Origin of the sequence: Acetobacterium sp., from assembly GCF_030652775.1 — a bacterium.
Lineage (GTDB): Bacteria > Bacillota > Clostridia > Eubacteriales > Eubacteriaceae > Acetobacterium.
The window spans coordinates 1-17,305 of sequence record NZ_JAUSPS010000049.1 but is presented as its reverse complement, the minus strand read 5'-3'; the positions used below and the strand labels follow the sequence as shown (position 1 = coordinate 17,305).

16 protein-coding genes are annotated in these 17,305 nt (G+C 43.7%); 11 read left to right on the top strand and 5 right to left on the bottom strand.

The genetic code is table 11. The features are described from left to right. Nucleotides 1–1,782 carry a hypothetical protein gene (locus tag Q7J41_RS08485; RefSeq protein ID WP_304887105.1) on the top strand — a complete coding sequence of 594 codons (1,782 nt, stop codon included), beginning with the start codon at nucleotides 1–3 and terminating at the stop codon, nucleotides 1,780–1,782. Nucleotides 1,783–1,856: 74 nt separating this feature from the next. Next, nucleotides 1,857–2,453, top strand: coding sequence for a rubrerythrin (rbr, locus tag Q7J41_RS08480; protein ID WP_304887103.1), 597 nt, complete (start codon nucleotides 1,857–1,859; stop codon nucleotides 2,451–2,453). 81 nt (nucleotides 2,454–2,534) lie between these two features. Here rbr and Q7J41_RS08475 read toward each other — a convergent pair whose 3' ends face one another. Beyond that, nucleotides 2,535–3,653, bottom strand: coding sequence for an Ldh family oxidoreductase (locus Q7J41_RS08475; RefSeq protein WP_304887101.1), 1,119 nt, complete (start codon nucleotides 3,651–3,653; stop codon nucleotides 2,535–2,537). 32 nt (nucleotides 3,654–3,685) lie between these two features. Then, on the bottom strand, nucleotides 3,686–4,804 hold the full coding sequence (locus tag Q7J41_RS08470; protein WP_304887099.1) for an alanine/ornithine racemase family PLP-dependent enzyme: 1,119 nt from the start codon (nucleotides 4,802–4,804) through the stop codon (nucleotides 3,686–3,688). 253 nt (nucleotides 4,805–5,057) lie between these two features. Here Q7J41_RS08470 and leuS point away from each other — a divergent pair, with 253 nt between their 5' ends. Together leuS and Q7J41_RS08460 are read left to right on the top strand one after the other, a co-directional pair. Then, nucleotides 5,058–7,469: a leucine--tRNA ligase gene (gene leuS, locus Q7J41_RS08465; protein WP_304887097.1), complete on the top strand. Its 2,412-nt coding sequence runs from the start codon at nucleotides 5,058–5,060 to the stop codon at nucleotides 7,467–7,469. 5 nt (nucleotides 7,470–7,474) lie between these two features. Further along, the gene (locus Q7J41_RS08460) at nucleotides 7,475–7,939 is read left to right on the top strand and encodes an RNase H family protein (protein WP_304887095.1); all 465 of its coding nucleotides are present in this window, start codon (nucleotides 7,475–7,477) and stop codon (nucleotides 7,937–7,939) included. A gap of 102 nt (nucleotides 7,940–8,041) precedes the next feature. Here the strand turns inward: Q7J41_RS08460 and Q7J41_RS08455 are convergent, their stop codons facing one another. The 3 genes from Q7J41_RS08455 to Q7J41_RS08445 all read right to left on the bottom strand — a co-directional run bounded on the left by Q7J41_RS08455 (nucleotide 8,042) and on the right by Q7J41_RS08445 (nucleotide 11,023). Next, nucleotides 8,042–8,887 (bottom strand): DegV family protein, encoded by an 846-nt coding sequence (locus Q7J41_RS08455; protein WP_304887093.1) that lies wholly within the window; start codon nucleotides 8,885–8,887, stop codon nucleotides 8,042–8,044. 123 nt (nucleotides 8,888–9,010) lie between these two features. Continuing rightward, nucleotides 9,011–10,147, bottom strand: coding sequence for a glycosyltransferase (locus Q7J41_RS08450; RefSeq protein ID WP_304887091.1), 1,137 nt, complete (start codon nucleotides 10,145–10,147; stop codon nucleotides 9,011–9,013). Between the two features lie 93 nt (nucleotides 10,148–10,240). Further along, nucleotides 10,241–11,023, bottom strand: coding sequence for a PP2C family protein-serine/threonine phosphatase (locus tag Q7J41_RS08445; RefSeq protein WP_304887089.1), 783 nt, complete (start codon nucleotides 11,021–11,023; stop codon nucleotides 10,241–10,243). Nucleotides 11,024–11,161: 138 nt separating this feature from the next. Between Q7J41_RS08445 and Q7J41_RS08440 the strand changes: the two genes are divergently transcribed. The 7 genes from Q7J41_RS08440 to Q7J41_RS08410 all read left to right on the top strand — a co-directional run. Further along, a complete protein-coding gene (locus Q7J41_RS08440; protein WP_304887087.1) occupies nucleotides 11,162–11,572 on the top strand; it encodes a hypothetical protein in 411 nt (136 codons plus the stop codon). A 77-nt stretch (nucleotides 11,573–11,649) separates the two neighbouring features. Then, nucleotides 11,650–12,585: a TIGR01212 family radical SAM protein gene (locus Q7J41_RS08435; RefSeq protein WP_304887084.1), complete on the top strand. Its 936-nt coding sequence runs from the start codon at nucleotides 11,650–11,652 to the stop codon at nucleotides 12,583–12,585. A gap of 5 nt (nucleotides 12,586–12,590) precedes the next feature. Further along, complete coding sequence (locus Q7J41_RS08430; protein WP_304887082.1) at nucleotides 12,591–13,394, top strand: GTP pyrophosphokinase family protein; 804 nt, start codon at nucleotides 12,591–12,593, stop codon at nucleotides 13,392–13,394. Between the two features lie 83 nt (nucleotides 13,395–13,477). Further along, nucleotides 13,478–14,215, top strand: coding sequence for a YebC/PmpR family DNA-binding transcriptional regulator (locus tag Q7J41_RS08425; protein WP_304887080.1), 738 nt, complete (start codon nucleotides 13,478–13,480; stop codon nucleotides 14,213–14,215). Then, nucleotides 14,208–14,894: a peptidoglycan-binding protein gene (locus Q7J41_RS08420; RefSeq protein ID WP_304887078.1), complete on the top strand. Its 687-nt coding sequence runs from the start codon at nucleotides 14,208–14,210 to the stop codon at nucleotides 14,892–14,894. Before Q7J41_RS08425 ends, Q7J41_RS08420 begins: the two co-directional genes overlap by 8 nt. A 127-nt stretch (nucleotides 14,895–15,021) precedes the next feature. Beyond that, nucleotides 15,022–16,515 (top strand): NAD(P)H-hydrate dehydratase, encoded by a 1,494-nt coding sequence (locus Q7J41_RS08415; RefSeq protein ID WP_304887076.1) that lies wholly within the window; start codon nucleotides 15,022–15,024, stop codon nucleotides 16,513–16,515. A 225-nt stretch (nucleotides 16,516–16,740) separates the two neighbouring features. After that, nucleotides 16,741–17,305, top strand: a 565-nt coding sequence (locus tag Q7J41_RS08410; protein ID WP_304887074.1) for a cation diffusion facilitator family transporter, incomplete at its 3' end; no start/stop codon positions are given.

The following is a 17,305-nucleotide window of genomic DNA, read 5'->3' as shown; positions in this document are numbered from 1 at the left end:
ATGAAATCAAAAAACATTAATTTAGAACGGACGGCTTTAATTAAAGGCGATTTAAAATTTACAAATTTTGGTCAGTTGATCAAATCGACCCTGTTCAGAAAATTGGTAAAAACATTTATTGATGAATTAACCGTAAAAAAATCCTATCTGTTAAAGACCTTGGAGCCTTTTGAAAATAATAAAGGCGAATTCAACGAAATCGCTTTTATCGATTTTGTTTATCTGCTGAATATTAATTCACTGGACGAAATCATCTGCTCCGGTTATTTTGACATTCAATTCACCTACGAAGAATATTCTCAACTATTTCTGGGATTTTTGGAAGGGTTTTATAACTACTGGCGAAGTATTCAGCGATTTATGATCAAAACCGATGAATACAGTTCGGATGAAAAAACAAAGCGTTCTAAGGCTCATTCGCTAGCATCCAACAATGATGCGTTTAAAAAAATGGTACTGGATCTCTATCGTAATATCCATTTCAATGTCACCGGGAAGAGCGTAAGCATTTACCGGCAGCTGCCCAGCGGGGCTCAGGTGGCCTTTTTAACAGACAAATTTGAATTTGACCGGGGCGTCAAAAGTAAAAATGATTCGCTGTACCAGGTACCCTATGTATGGGAAGCGATTTTTGAACCGCCGGTTATTTTCTATACCCAGTCCAGCAAACGGGATGGGATCTTTCCGGTCAAAGACAAGCGCATTTTGCAGAAATTCTACTTGGACTGTGACGAATGGTTTGCGATTCCCATGAAGGTTGGTCGGTTGCTGTCCATCGTCTATGTTCAGAAAGAATATCTAGCGCTAGGTGCTGGTTTGTTCAACCTCTTTGAAATGGCCACGCCTGAAGAATTTACCAAACAAAAACCGGATGCAGTGGTTTTCTTTGGACTGGATGAGGTGCTTTTCGAAGATGACGAAAAGCTTGGTTTTGTTGCTAAAGAGGATGATGTCTATTATGGTCTGATTCCTGACAGCCCTCAGATTGACTATTTTGGTTATATGAAGAAAATGATGCTTACCCTCCATAATATCATTCAGATTGAAAAGAAAGCCATGCCGGTTCACGGCGCTTTTGCTAAAATCCGGATTGGCGGCCGCAAATCAGCAAATATTATGCTGATTGGTGACAGCGGCGCCGGCAAATCAGAAACGCTGGAAGCCATCAACAAACTTCCTAAAGAACTGGCCTGTGATTTTGACATACTCATCGACGATATGGGTTCTCTCCACTTTAATAAGGAAGGCGAACTGATGGCAGTGGGAACCGAAATTGGTGCCTTTGTTCGACTGGATGATCTCCAGCCTGGGTATGCTTACAGCACCATGGATCGCAGTATTTTTATGAACCCGAATATTGTTAATGCCCGGGTCATTGTGCCACAGATGTCTTATGAAGAAATATCAAAATCGACCCGGGTGGATTTTGTCTTCTATATTAATAACTACGAAAAAATCAGCGCAGACGCTCCGCCCATCGAGCTGTTTGATGATTTGGATGAGGCCTATGCGGTCTTTTCCGAGGGTAAACGAATGGCCAAGGGCACCACCGGGGAAGTGGGAATCACAACCACCTATTTTGCCAATCCCTTTGGCGCCGTGCAGTTAAAAGAAGAACATGAAAAGATTGCGAGGAAAACATTTAAAAAGATGCGCGAAACGGGGGTTCAAATCGGGATGATCCGGACCCAGCTGGGTATTCCCGGGTTTGAACAGGATGGTCCGTTCGTGGCTGCCCAGGCACTTATTCAATTTATAGACCAATTAAATAAATCAGAATAATTAAAAATGTTTCAATTCCGCAAAAGCTGGTATATAATAACAGTAAGTTTATAATCATTATAAAGGAGGAAAAAATGGGTAAATTAGAAGGAACACAGACGTTAGTTAATTTAATGACATCTTTTGTCGGCGAATGTCAGGCCAGAATGCGGTATACATATTTTGCATCGATCGCAAAGAAAGAGGGTTATATTCAGATCAGTGACATTTTTACAGAAACAGCAGGCAATGAAAAAGAACATGGTGAATTGTTCTACAAACACATTGCTGTCAATGAATACACATCCGGCAAAGCTGTTGAGATTCCGGTGAATGCCACTTTCCCGGTAGCCCTTGGGGATACTAAAAACAATTTATTACATGCAGCTTCCGGAGAAAATGAAGAATGGCATGAGCTTTATCCTAAATTTGCGGAAATCGCAAAAAAGGAGGGCTTTGATGAAATTGCTGAAACCTGGCTGGAAGTGTGTATTGCTGAAAAAGCACATGAAACGCGCTATCTCAAATTGGCGGCAAACATTGAGCTTGGCCGAACCTTTAAACGGTTCTCTGAAGTGAAATGGAAATGCGGCAATTGCGGTTATATTCATGAAGGTAACGAAGCCCCTGATCTATGCCCGGCCTGTAAACATGCCCAGTCTTATTTTGAACTATTTGTTGAAACCTATTAAAAATTAGAATAAACAAAAAGAAACGGTGTCAAAGCCGTTTCTTTTTGTTTATTATGATTAATACAAATTACTAATGCTAAATTATTTTTCAAAAGGGAAGTGGTATTGATCCAGACCCAGCTCCGCCTTAATGTCGAGGATATCTTTAATCAGGGCATCGTTGACTGGGGTACCCTTGTCTTTGCGATCCAGCCAGGCATCGTACTCTTTTTCGCCGGCGGTGTAGATCCGCTCTTGACCGGGCATTTTTTCTGAGGCTCGCAGGTCTCGCAAAATATCGCCGGTGATTTTTTTAAATGATTCTGGCTCAGTAAAGTTTTCGATGTTAATAGCGATAAAGAAATGCCCCAGATGGTAGGGTTGAGCCTTACCGTTGGCGTCAAAACCGAGCAGACCTTTTAGGAACGAGCCAGTTTGGAGGGCGGCCGAGAGAATTTCCACAAAGGTGGCATAACCATAACCTTTATAGCCGCCAGTGTCTTCGCCGATGCCACCCAGAGGTGTCAGAGCCGCCTCGCCTTTGACTAAATCGATGAGGATCTGTTTGGTATCGGTTCGGCTGTTGCCCTGGCGGTCGATGACCCAGCCATCGGGTAGATCTTTGTTTTCGCGGTCATAGACTTCTATTTTGCCCCGTTGAGAAACCGAAGTAGCGCAGTCCAGGACAAAGGGGAAGGGTTCATCACTAGGCACACCAACGGTGATCGGGTTGGTACCCAGCATGTTTTCGACTCCAAAGGTTGGGGCAATGGACGGACGGGCGTTGGTACCGGTCATCCCGATCATATTGTTTTCGATGGCCATCAGCGGATAGTAGCCGGCAAAACCATAGTGAGTGGAATTCCGAACCACGGTCATTCCCATGCCATAGATCTTAGCTTTGTCAATGGCCATTTGCATGGCTTTTTTAGCAATCACATGACCCATGCCATCATGGCCATCAATGACGGCGGTGGTGAAGGTGTCTTTAACCACTTCAAATTCAGTGACCGGATTTTGAATGCCTTGTTTGATCCGGTCATAGTAGATCGGTTTTAAACGGCCGATCCCGTGAGAATCAATCCCCCGTTTATCTGAGGCGATCAGAATGTCGGCACAAACTTTGGCGTCTTCTTCAGGAACTCCAATGCCTTTTAAGGCATCGGTCATGAATGCTTCCAGAATGTCAAAGGGGATCCGGTAGGTGGTTTCGTCTTTCATCAATAATTCTCCTTGTCTAATTCTCTTTATATTTATTGGTTGATAACTATTTTTTCAACATAATCGGAGGTGGCAGCGTGAAGCGCCCCCACATAGTCGCAGCGCAGGCTGATGATGTCACCAACCTGAAAGGCGATCTCGGCGTCGGTGACGTCGATAACCAGATGGTCGGAGCTGGAACCAACGATCGTCAGTCCGGGAACCAGCGGAAAGATATGATCAGTGTCGGTGTCCTGGCGCCCAAGGCCACATATGGCTCGTCGCCGGATCCCCTTGTCCACAAAGGCGGGGATTTCGCCAAAGGCGTTGCGGCCGATTTCACCCACTGGGTAGGTCGGTTTGTCCTGTAGCTCGAGGATTTCCACATCCAGAATAAAGGCGTCCTGATGGAGGTAATCATAGCAGTGATAATAGGCCGATTCGCGACCAAAAAGGATCACATCACCGAGTCTGAGGTTGTTGATTTCGGCGGGCAGGGTTTCATTATCGACCAGATAATAGGCACTCGAATTACCGCCGGAGACGATCTCGCAGGGGAGCTGATATTTTTTTTCGATCACTGTTTTGACCTTGAAAAAGGCGCCAAAGGTCTGAGGGGTGGGGATGGTGGCACCGACGCAGGTGGCGTTGGTAGCGATGCCCCGCAGGCAGATGTTTTCCATCGCCCCAATTTCCTCAAGATCCTGATCCAGTTTTGCGAATGAGGCTGATATCAATGACTCGATTTCAGCTGTTGTCGGATTTCCATCGCCGATAAAAAGACCTTCACGAAGATCGCCAAGGTCAAGCATGTAGAGGATGCCGTGGGTTTTACCCTGGGCTTTGGCCGCCTGGTTTAACAGCCGGATGGTTTTCATTTCGCTGTTTACCGATAGGGTGGCATAGGCAACGGTATAATTGACCTCACTGGGCATGGGAACCCGGATCAGCCATTTTTCACAGGCCAGCGGAGCCAGATTTTTGAGATTTTTAATGCGGGAATCACCAATCGAGGTGGCGCCCCCATCAAGGAAGGCCTGAGCAATTTCCAGGTTGCCGCCGGTACACTTGGTGACAGCGGTGACCTCAACCCCCAGTTTTTTGGTCCGATTGATGATAGCTTTGGTATTATCTAATATTTTTTTCTGGTTAATTTTCAGTAAGGGATACATAAATGCTCCTTTGCAGTTTTCTGCTTTACAGTATACCATAAGCGAAAAAAAAGCACAAATCATTGACAGCGGTTCCCCCCTTATTTATAATGAGGGATGAAGATCGTTAGGAGACAAGAAAAAGTTCGTCCCTTATAGGGAGCGGATTTTTTTTTCGCAGCAGAAAACTGTCTGCGAACCAGCAAAATAGAGAAAATCTGTTAGAAGGTTGTTTGATATAAAGAAAAGTTACCAACGAGTAAATGGAGGAAATATGTCAACATATGAGCATAAGAAAATAGAAGCGCACTGGCAGCAGTATTGGGAAGAAAATGAGACCTTTCGGATGGAAGAAAACTCACAGAAAGAAAAATTTTACGGGTTGGTTGAATTTCCTTATCCATCTGGCGTGGGGCTCCACGTCGGTCATGTTCGCGCCTATACTTCGCTGGAAGTGATTGCCCGAAAACGGCGAATGGAAGGCTTTAATGTCCTCTTTCCGATTGGCTGGGATGCTTTTGGTTTGCCCACCGAAAACTACGCCATTCAAACCGGTCGTCATCCCCGGGAAGTGACCGATGAAAACATTGCCGTCTTTACCAATCAGTTAAAACGGATTGGTTATGCCTTTGACTGGGATAAAGAGATCGATACGACTGATCCTAAATATTATAAATGGACACAATGGATCTTTTTACAGTTATTTAAACATGGTCTGGCCTTTAGAGACCGGACCTACGTTAATTTCTGCAACGGCTGCAAGGTGGTGCTGTCCAACGAAGATTTCCGCGACGGCAAGTGTGACCGCTGCGGTAGTGAAGTCGTGCAAATGGAAAAAGACGTCTGGTTTCTGAAAATCAAGAACTACGCCGAAGAACTGCTCAAAGGTTTGGATGACGTCGATTATCTGCCCCGGATCCGTTTGGAACAGGAAAACTGGATTGGCAAATCGGTGGGTGCCGAAGTTGACTTTACGATTGCCGGCTACGATAAGGCGCTGCGGGTATTTACGACTCGACCAGACACCCTTTTTGGGGCGACCTTTATGGTTATTGCACCTGAACATCCGCTGATTAAGGATCTGTCAGAAGTCATTACCAATCTCGATGAACTGGTAGATTATCAGGAACAGGCCAAACGCAAAACCGAATTTGAGCGGGTTCAGCTGGCCAAGGATAAAACCGGGGTGCGGATCTTAGGCATTCAGGCCATTAATCCGGTGACCAACACCGAAATCCCCATATTCATCGCCGACTACGTCATGATGGGATACGGCACCGGGGCCATTATGGCGGTTCCCGGCCATGATACAAGAGACTGGGATTTTGCCAAAAAATTTGATTTACCGATCATTGAAGTCATTAAGGGTGGGGATGTCAGCGAAGCCGCTTATACCAATACTGATTCTGGTGAAATGGTCAATTCCGGCTTTTTAAACGGCATGGAAGTCAAGGATGCCATCCAGAAAACGATCGATTTTCTGGAACAGGAAAAACTGGGTAAACGAACCATTAATTATAAAATGAAGGACTGGGCCTTTAATCGTCAGCGCTATTGGGGCGAACCAATTCCGATTGTTCACTGTCCCAAATGCGGGATGGTAGCAGTGCCGGAGGATCAGCTGCCACTAGAATTACCAGTTGTGGAAAGCTATGCCCCTACCGATACCGGGAAATCGCCGCTTTCGAACATTCCGGAATGGTATGAAACGACCTGTCCTGAGTGTGGTGGTCCGGCGGAACGAGAAACCGATACGATGCCCCAATGGGCAGGTTCCAGTTGGTATTTCCTACGCTATTTTGATAACAAAAACGATGAAGCTTTTGCCTCGCCGGAAAAACTCAAATACTGGATGCCGGTGGACTGGTACAACGGCGGGATGGAACACGTTACCCGACATCTGCTCTATTCCCGGTTCTGGCATCAATTCCTGTTTGATATCGGCTGTGTGCCAGTGCGCGAACCCTATGCCAAACGAACGGCTCAGGGTCTGATTCTTGGCAACGACGGCGAAAAAATGTCGAAATCCAAGGGTAATGTGGTTAACCCCAACGTCATCATTGAAGAATTTGGCGCCGATACTCTGAGAACCTATATTATGTTTATCGGGGATTATGAAAAATCTGCGCCCTGGTCGGATAACGGCGCCAAAGGCTGCCGACGGTTCCTCGATCGGGTCTGGAAACTTCAGGATATGGTCAGTGAGGAAGCTGGCTATGGCAAAACTATGGAATCGGCTATACATAAAACCATAAAAAAAGTTAACGATGATTTTGAAGAAATGAAATACAACACCGCGATTGCCGCTCTGATGACCTTATTAAATGAATTCAACCGGGAAGGTTCGATTACCAGGGATGCTTTTAAGACGTTTTTGCAATTGCTCTATCCGGTGGCACCTCATATCAGTTCTGAAATCTGGCAGAATTTGGAAATGGGCGGAACCTTGGATGATGCGGCCTGGCCCCAATATGACGAAGCCAAAACCGTGGATGATGTCATTGAAATGGCCGTTCAGATCAACGGTAAGGTCCGGGGAACCATTACCATTCCCGTTGACGCCGATAAGGACGAAGCCAAGGCCATTGCTCTGGCGCAGGAGAACATTGTCGCCTATACCCAGGGTAAAACCATTGTCAAAGAGATATACGTCCCGGGAAAGATTTTCAACATCGTGGTAAAATAGCAACGATGAAAGTTATTCATCTCTATACCGATGGCGGTTGCCGCGGCAATGGCCAGGAAGGGGAAAATCTCGGCGCCATCGGCGGCGTACTGATTTATCCCGAGAAAAACGTGACCAAAGAGTACAAGCGGGCCTATGAAAACACCACCAACAACCAGATGGAGTTGGTGGCCGTGATTGAAGGCTTAAAGCTGTTAAAGGAGCCCTGCGAAGTGCATATTTACAGTGATTCGGCCTATGTTGTCAACGCCTATCTGCAGAATTGGATTGGTGGATGGAAGGCGAAGAACTGGACCCGGGGAAAAGCCGGGGCTTTAAAAAACAAAGAAATCTGGATGGAACTGGATCAGTTGGTCAACAGCCACAAGGTGACCTTTCATAAGGTTAAGGGTCATGCGGAAAACCCTTATAACAATCAGGCCGATTTACTGGTAAACCAGGCCATGGATGAGTACCGCCGGGCGGATTAGATCCAAGCAAAAGAATAAACAAAAGACAAAAAGACTTAAACCAAATGATCAGGTTTAAGTCTTTTTTTTAAGTGATGCATTATACAAAAGTTAAGGTAAAGATTAGAATGCCATTAATAGGCCTTTATCATTGGAATAGTAAGTCGTTAAGCCGTGCATTGGGAAAATATAAATTTCTTTGAGATCAAACCGTTTCTCCAGCAGATCTTTGAGCGTTTCGGCCTGGCTTAAGTTGTTGCAGTGGGTAATGACCACGGGAAACTGCGGTTGAGTCTTGACCTTTTCCTCCACCATGTTGGCAAGACCGGACAGCGCTTTTTTAATGCCGCGAGCCTTGGTTACCAGCTGGATTTCACCCTTATCATCGGATCTGAAAATTGGCATAATCGAGAGAACCGAAGCCACAGCGCCAGCCACCCGGTTCATTCGTCCGCTTTTAACCAGGTTGGATAAATCCTGAAGTAAAAAGCGCAGGTTCAAGGACTCAAGGTAGAGCGCCAGCTTTTCACTGATGGTGTCAAAATCCATCTCACCAGCTTTGATGAGATCGCGGAGCTTCATCACCATCAAAATCATCACTGGCGAGGTTGAATGGGTATCAAAGAGGCTTATTTTCAGGGAGTTATCTTCTTCAAGAACCATGTTTTTGGCTACCCGGGCACTGTTATAGGTGCCACTTAAGCCGGAGGTCATGGTGATCACATAGCTTTCTTTGTTCTTTCGCAGCTCAGCCGCAAAATCCTCGGGGGACGGGCAGGAAGAAGAGGTTGCTGTTTTTTCGGCCTTCATGGCGGCAATCAGTTCTTTGGTATTCAGGGTTTCATCATCTATAAATTCATGATTGCCGACAATTATTTTCAAAGGAACAAGTGAAAAATCAATACCGTCCTTTTCTAGAAAATCTTTGGGCAAATCACATGAGCTGTCGCTGATAATTCGTGGTTTCACATTAAATTCCTCTTTTCAATCGGTTATCTTTTAAGATTAAGTTCTTACAACTCAGACCAACAGTAACGCTTAATTGATAGGTCAATAGTAAACGAAGAAGCTTAAAAAGATCTTTCGCTGTGTTTAAATGGATTCTGTCAGGTAAGGAATCACGTCAGGCATATTCAACTGGGTTAAAACGTCTTGGGTGATCAGGCTGGCTGCATGACCATTGTCGATTCTACCCAGACTGTTTTTTATTGAGAAACGTTTGATTTCATTTTCCTTGAGGGCATCAATGGCAAGAATGAGCTCATTAAAATTATTGGCAACAACGGCAGCACCCTGTTGTTTAAACCAATCGGCATTTTCGCCTTCCTGGCCGGGGGTGGGATTATATAAAATCACGGGAATTTTTTTGGTCACCACTTCACTCAGGGTAATACCCCCGGGCTTGGTTACCATCAAATCACCGACGGAATAAAATTCATGAATATCGGGAACAAAACCAAAAATCCGGGTATTTGGCAAATCTTCCATTTCAAGCTCCTGCTGGAGGCTCTGATTTTTGCCACAAATGACAATGGTCTGAAGATTTTCCATCAGATCGGTGCGATGACAGATCTCTTTGATGTTTTTAAGAACCCCATAGGTTCCGGCAAAAATAATCAGGATTTTCTTATGGGGATCCAGATTATACTTACTAATGATGGTATTACGGTTGCCCCGGGCATAAAAAGCGTCGCGGATGGGAATTCCGGTTTTTAAGATTTTTTCCTGGGGAATCCCTTCACATACCAAAGTGTTTTCAACGTTGTCACAGGCCACATAGTAGCGGTCGGTATCCTGATGGATCCATGGTTTGGGGATGCAAAAATCAGTGACTACCGTAAAAAGCTTAATGTGTGGGTAGTTTTCTTCTTTAAGGATCGATGAAATAGTATAGCCGTAGGTATTGATGATACAATCTGGCTTAAATTCAGCGATCATTTTCAACAATGCTTTACTGGTGAAATGCCAGAGGTTGTACATAAATTTATTATGAGCATATTCTTCCACGTCGTAATAAACGCGTTCGTAAAAACTGCTGCCAATGGAATAGGAAAGCAGATAGGATTTTTCTATCATCCGGTTGAGGGTAGGATTAGTTTTATCAAACAGATCCTGGACTGAGACAAGATGCCCGCGAGCTTCAAAACTCTCTTTAAGGGTTTGGGCTACCATTTTATGGCCCGACCCGTGGGAACAGGTTAAGATCAGTATTCGTTTAGGTTCTAACATGGTAATCCGTCCTTTCTTGAGATTTTTTTCAAAAATCTCCAAATAACGTATACCACTAGTTTAGTCAGATATGATTAGATTTCCATTAGAAAACTAGTCATCGACCTCAATCCCCAAAATACAGACGTCGTCCGAGGGAGCCTGTTCCTGTTTGAAATCAACGCAGGCATCAATAATATGACTGCCTAAAATGTTGATCAGCAAATCGGCATTCTTTTTAATGACCGACACCACCCGTTCCATCGAAAAGTCCTCCCGGTTCGGATTTTTTGCATCGACAAGACCATCGGTAAAGAGTAGCAGTTTATCGCCTTTGGAGAAATTGATACGCATATCAAAATAGTGCATAGTCGTCATAAACTGCTGCAATCCCAGCATCGGGAGGTTGGGTTTGAGTAATTCAATCTTTTGGTTGGCTTTCAAGAGAACGGCATCCGGGTGACCGGCATTGGCAAAATATAAAATATCTTCTTTAGGGTCTAATATCAGGGCGATGGCGGTAAAAAAGGTATTATCCATTTGCTGACTGATATCGGATTCAATCTGTTTTAACACCAGGCTGGGAGACTGATTGATCTGATTATCTTTCATAGTATAGGAATAACTCAGTTTTATCATGCTGGTGATCATTGCGGCGTCGATACCATGGCCGGTTGCGTCAGCGATTAAAAGACTGATTTTTCCATTGTCCAGAAAATGAAAATCATAAAAATCACCACCAACTTTGCGAAAAGGTTTGAGATAACTGTAAAATTGATAATGATCCGAAACAAAAGACCCTGGGGAAGGAATAATCTTTTTTTGAAGGTTCTGAGCGAATGCTAACTGTTTATCAAAAAGGGATACAAGGGATTCATAATTTTCCGAACTATTCAAACGATGACCTCCTTAAGGCTAATTTTATTTATTATAGCATAATATTTTGAAATGTTATGCTGATTTCTTTAAAAATGATTGAAATTATTGGTACTTACCCTTATAATGAACTTATCAATATGAAATGAGGTGTCTAAAATGATTGAATTTGTATACGGTTCAAAAGGAAGCGGCAAAACAAAAAAAATGATTGACATGGCAAACACTGAGCTGGAGACTTGCGAAGGGGATATCATTTTTCTTAACGACAGAGACAAATATCGAGTAAAAGTAGATACTAAAATCAGATTTACAAACCTGGAGGAGTTTGGCATCGTCGGATCAGATCAACTATTTGGCTTTATCAGCGGGGTCATTGCAGAGAACTATGATGTAAAAATAGTTTTTATTGATAATACATTGAGACTGATTGATTATCAAACCCCAGCGGACATTTGCAAAATCGTCGAGAAAATACAACAGATTAACGAAAAACATGAAATAAAGTTCGTTCTCAGTTTAAGCTGTGAAAAAGAAGAATTGCCCGAATGTGTCACGAAATTAATATAAAAGTTTCAGACGAACCTGATTAGTAATAAAAGGGTTCGTCTATTTAATCTAATTAATTAAGGAAATTAAAAAAAATAATGACAGAAAATCTGTATAATATCTATTCGGTTTGGCTTAAAGAACGGTACGGGGAAAAAGTATATAAAATTCCGGTTAATATTCCGGTGACCTGTCCCAACCGTGATGGCTCAAAAGGAACCGGGGGCTGTGTGTATTGTGGCACCAAAGGCGGTGGAAATGAAACCTTGTCCGACCAGCTGTCCGTCAGGGAGCAAATCGAGAGGAATATCGCCTATATCGGAAAACGCTATCATGCAAAACGATTTATCCCCTTCTTTCAGAGTTTTTCAAACACCTACTGCGCATTTCCAGATTTTTGCAAGTGGATTCAGGAAGCCATCCGTCCGGATGTGGTGGAGATTTCCATTTCGACCCGCCCGGATTGTATCACCGATGAACAACTCCACTTTCTAGCTGCGATCAAAAAAGAACAGGCCATCGACGTGACCATCGAACTGGGTTTGCAAAGCGTCAATGAAGAAACCCTGAAAATTATAAAGCGGGGACATACCCTGGCTGACTATGAAAAGGCGATCGATCGGATCAAAGCAGCTGGTTTGTTAAGCTGTACGCATATGATCCTGGATTTGCCTTGGGACCGGGAAGAAGACGTTATCAACGGGGCAAAGATTCTTTCCCAAAAAGGAACTAATTTTGTAAAATGTCATAGTTTATACATTGAAAAAAATACCGTTTTAAAAAAGTGGTATGATGAAAAAAAGGTGATGCTTCTGACAAAGGATGATTATATCACCCGGGCAATCTTATTTTTGGAGTATTTAGATCCGGAGATTGTTGTTCAGCGACTGATTGGTCGGGTTCCAGAAGAAGACTCAGTTATTACCAACTGGAACACTAGCTGGTGGAAAATTAAAGATGAGCTAGAAGCTCGCATGAAGCAGGAAAATAATTACCAGGGAAGAAAATTCGCTGGGATGAATAATAAGAGGTAAAGTCCTTGGGAACTAAATATTGGCAGGAATTTCTCATCCCTTATCATCAGGCAGTCGATGAGATCGTTTTAAAATTTACAAGTTTAAAAGAGCAGTACGAAAAAATTGGCGAATATTCTCCGATTGAGTCGGTTTATGGCCGGGTCAAGAGCGTGGCCAGCATTCTGGAAAAAATCCATAACTATGGCGTTGATATTGAATCCTTGGAAGAAACGATTCAGGATATCGCCGGGATTCGGATTATGTGTCAGTTTGAGGATGATATTTACGAAGTCGTCGAGCTGATCAGAAAAAGAACCAATTGTGATATGGAAGTTGTTAAGGTAAAGGATTATCTCAGTGAAGCTAAACCCAGTGGGTATAAAAGCTATCATCTGATCATCCGCTACCCGGTTTTTTGCGTGTCTGGAAATCAGTCTATTTTAGTGGAAATTCAGATCCGTACCCTGGCCATGAATTTCTGGTCCATTATTGAACATTCCTTAAATTATAAATACAAAGAAAACATTCCGGAAGACATCAAAACAAGATTGATAAATGCTGCCAATGCTGTGAACGATGTGGATCGGGAAATGTCATCGATCCGGGAAGAAATTCAAAGTGCGCAGCGGCTATTTGGTCTCAAATCAAGTTTAGTCACCAGTATTCTGGACAATATCGGACATTTATATAAGCTGAACCACGGCAAAAAGGCGTCCCACTATGAAAAGATCTTTGACGATCTTTTTGCCCAGGAGGATATCATCCAGCTGATTCTATTAAGAAAAGAACTGGAATCTGAAGTGAATAAAATTGAGGCTGAGGTTTAAGAAACAAAAAACATGTTTGTGAAAAAAGGACAATATGTTATAATAACAAATTGTAAATGATATATAAATCAAGGAGGTTGTCGATGTCTGGACATTCAAAATGGTCGACTATTAAACACAAAAAAGGAAAAGCAGATGCGAAACGTGGTCAAATTTTTACCAAGTTAGCAAAGTATATTGCGGTTGCATCCCGGGAGGGTGGCAGCGATCCGGAAATGAATGCAAAACTGAAAGAAGCCATTGTCAAAGCGAAGGCTGCTAATATGCCCAATGAAAACATTGATCGGGCCGTTAAAAAAGGTGCCGGCGAGTTACAGGGCAGCGTTTATGAAGAAATTACCTATGAAGGATACGGACCAGGTGGGGTTGCGGTGATTATTGAAACCTTGACCGATAATAAAAACCGAACCGCTGGAGATGTCCGCCACGCCTTAGATAAAAATGGCGGAAATTTGGGTACCAGTGGTTGTGTGGGATTCCTGTTTACCAAAAAAGGTCAGATTATGATCGAAAAAACGGATGATATTGATGAAGAAGCCCTGATGATGCTAGCCCTGGATGCCGGTGCGGAAGATATTGAAACCGCCGATGAAGGCTACGAAATCAGTACCGAACCGGCCGATTTTGGGCAGGTCTGTGATGCCCTGAAAAATGAAGGTTATGAGCTGGCCTCGGCCGAGATCGCAATGATCCCGGCCACCGAAGTTGAGCTGACCGATGCGACCGAAATCAAAAAAATGTTAAAAATGATTGATATGTTTGATGACAACGAAGATGTTCAGGCAGTATGGCACAACTGGACAGGTGAGGATGATGAATAAGCAAACTCCCTTTAAACGGTTTAAAGATGTGATTCTTTACATTGTTTTTACACTTTTCCTGATTTTTTTAACCTCATCTTTTGTTATCGAAGACGTCTATTCGGCAGCCGATCAGCTTTCCATTGAAGAAAAAGGGATTGCTGATGTTTTTTCCATTGCGGTGGGCATGGAGCCGGCAAACCTGACCATCAATGCGGATAAGGTAGATGATGATGACCAGAAGACAAGTGAAATTAAGACAGATGATGGAACCACTATTGTGATTACTGAGTATGCTCTTGGCGATACCAATGCTGAGATCCTGGAATATCAGCAGATTTTATATTCACTGGGATTTTTGATCAGTCAGCCCTCCAATCAATTAAACGAAGAGGTGCAGACAGCGATTAAAACCTATCAGGCGATGAAGGGTCTGGAACAATCCGGCAAGCTGGATCGTTCCACCATTATTTCGTTGGTAGCTGAAGATATTAAATTTGAAAAAGGTGATAGCGGCAAGGTGCTGCAAACCTATCAGCAAATTTTAGTGACTCAAAAATATCTGGCCGCTGAATCAGCCACTGGAACCTTTGATGATGCCACCGAAACAGCGGTTAAGGCTTTCCAAAAAGCCAACGGCCTTAACGAAACTGGAAAAATTGATGCCAAAACCATCAAAGTACTGGATGCATTAAGATAATGGTAAACATGAAACACTCGCCGCCTTCATTGGCAGCGAGTGTTTTTATGGTTTACAAATGTTTTCTATTTGATATAATGACAAATAATCAATAGATTATTTTCACACATGGGAAAAGAGGAAAGAAATGAAAGTAGTAACACCAAAAGAAATGGCTGTTATGGATCGCCACACCGTAGCCGCCGGTACACCCAGCATTGAACTGATGGAACGAGCCGGTTATGCTTGTGCCGATATTATAAAGGGAGATCTTGACGAAGATGCCCAGGTTATCATCCTCTGCGGACCGGGTAACAACGGCGGTGATGGGCTGGTCATCGGCCGAGCCTTGATCGAAGATGGTTATACCGTCCATCTTTTTTTGACCGAAGACGAAACAAAGCTGTCGGAGGATAATCGCATCAGTCTGAAACGATTAGAAGAAAAAAATATCCCCATCCGTACCTTACTGAAAGATGTGGATTTAGAGGATCTGAGTCTGATCATGAAACGTGCCACCCTTGTTGTTGACGCAATTTTCGGGACTGGTCTGGTGGACAAAGAAACTCCGAAAAAGTATCATCGCATCTTTGATATCGTCAATGATTTTGACAAAGTGAAAATAGCGATTGATATTCCATCGGGATTACGGGGGGATATTGGTCTTAATATCGGCAACGCCATTTTTGCCGATAAAACGATTGTCATTCAGAATTACAAAACCGGTTGTCTGTTAAACGACGGCCCGGATTACACCGGCGACACCGTCCTGATTGATATCGGAGTTGATGAAAACAGTATTCCCAATGAAAAACACTATACCCAGGAAAGTGATCTGAAGTTTCCCCAGAAACGAAAAAAGAATACCCATAAATATGATTACGGTTCCGTGGTTGTGATCGCCGGCTCCAAGGGTATGAGCGGTGCCGGGATTATGTCGATTGAAGGAGCCTTGAAAAGTGGCGGCGGTCTGGTGACCTGCTATGTGCCCCAGGATATTTATATCCCGGTGGTCGCCCGGGCACCGGCAGAAGCCCTGATCAAAACCTATGACTGTAATATCACCTCGGATGATATCAAACATGATCGCAAAAAGGTGATTTTAATCGGACCGGGTATTGGCCGGGCTAAGAATTACAGCTTTATTCTCGAGCATTTGCTGGAAGGAAGCCTGCCGGTGGTGATTGATGCTGATGGCCTTCATCATCTGGCGGTGGTGAGGGATGTTTTAAAAGAGTCGCAAACCCCGGTGGTTATCACCCCTCATTTCGCCGAGTTTTCCAAACTCATCGATGTGCCCCGGGAAGATATTTTAAAAGATCCCATCGGCTACGCTCAGAAATTCGCCATGGAATATCAGGTGGTGGTGGTATTAAAAGGCTATCGAACCATGGTTTTTGGAACCGATGGCGAAATCTGGTTTAATTCCACTGGAAATCCAGGCATGGCCACCGGTGGCAGCGGCGATGTGCTGGCTGGGATGATCGCCGGTATTGCCGGGCAAAACGTCGATCTGTTTGAAGCTGCCCGAGCCGGGGTATTTTATCACGGCAAGGCCGGTGATTACTATGCCGCAAACTTTGGTCAGAGTACCCTGACTGCCCACAGCATCATTGAATCCTTAAAGTATGTTTTAAAATGAGCGCTTAACGACGAAAATCCCGAAAAACCGGGATTTTTTTCTCTTTGTTTGGTGATTTGATGATTTTAGGGTATAATGTTCGGATAGACTATTTCACCGAAATTTGCGGGTCAGTTTGACCAGCAAGAACCAATCAACGGTTGGCAATGCTGAGCTTCAGGCGTAGGATCAAATGCAATGCGTGAATCAAATTATTCCAAATTAAGCTAGAAAGGTAATAGCTTTGTGACAAATATATTAATAAAAAAAATGATTAAAAATTATGAAAATACCGGTAATTCCCGTGTTCGGGAGAACTACGGAAAACTGGCCAGTATTATGGGGATTGGGTCAAATCTACTGCTGTTTATCATCAAAATAACCGTGGGCTTGCTATTTAACAGCATTTCCATCACCGCTGATGCGGTCAATAATCTATCCGATTCCGGTTCGTCCCTGGTGATGCTGATGGGGTTTAAACTGTCCAGCAAACCGGCAGATGCCGACCATCCCTTTGGTCACCAGCGGATGGAATACATATCCGGTCTGGTGGTTTCTTTTATCATTCTGTTTCTAGGGCTGCAGCTAATTCAAAGTTCCGTTGATAAAATTCTTCATCCGGATATGCCCCAGTTCAGCATGATCAGTGTGGTCGTTTTGGTTGTGGCGATTTTAATCAAGCTGTGGCAATGCTTATTTTATCGAAAAATCGGAAAAACCATTAATTCGCTGACCCTGATGGCAACTGCCATTGACAGCCGCAACGATATCATGGCGACTTCGGCGGTACTGGTGGCTACCATTATCACTT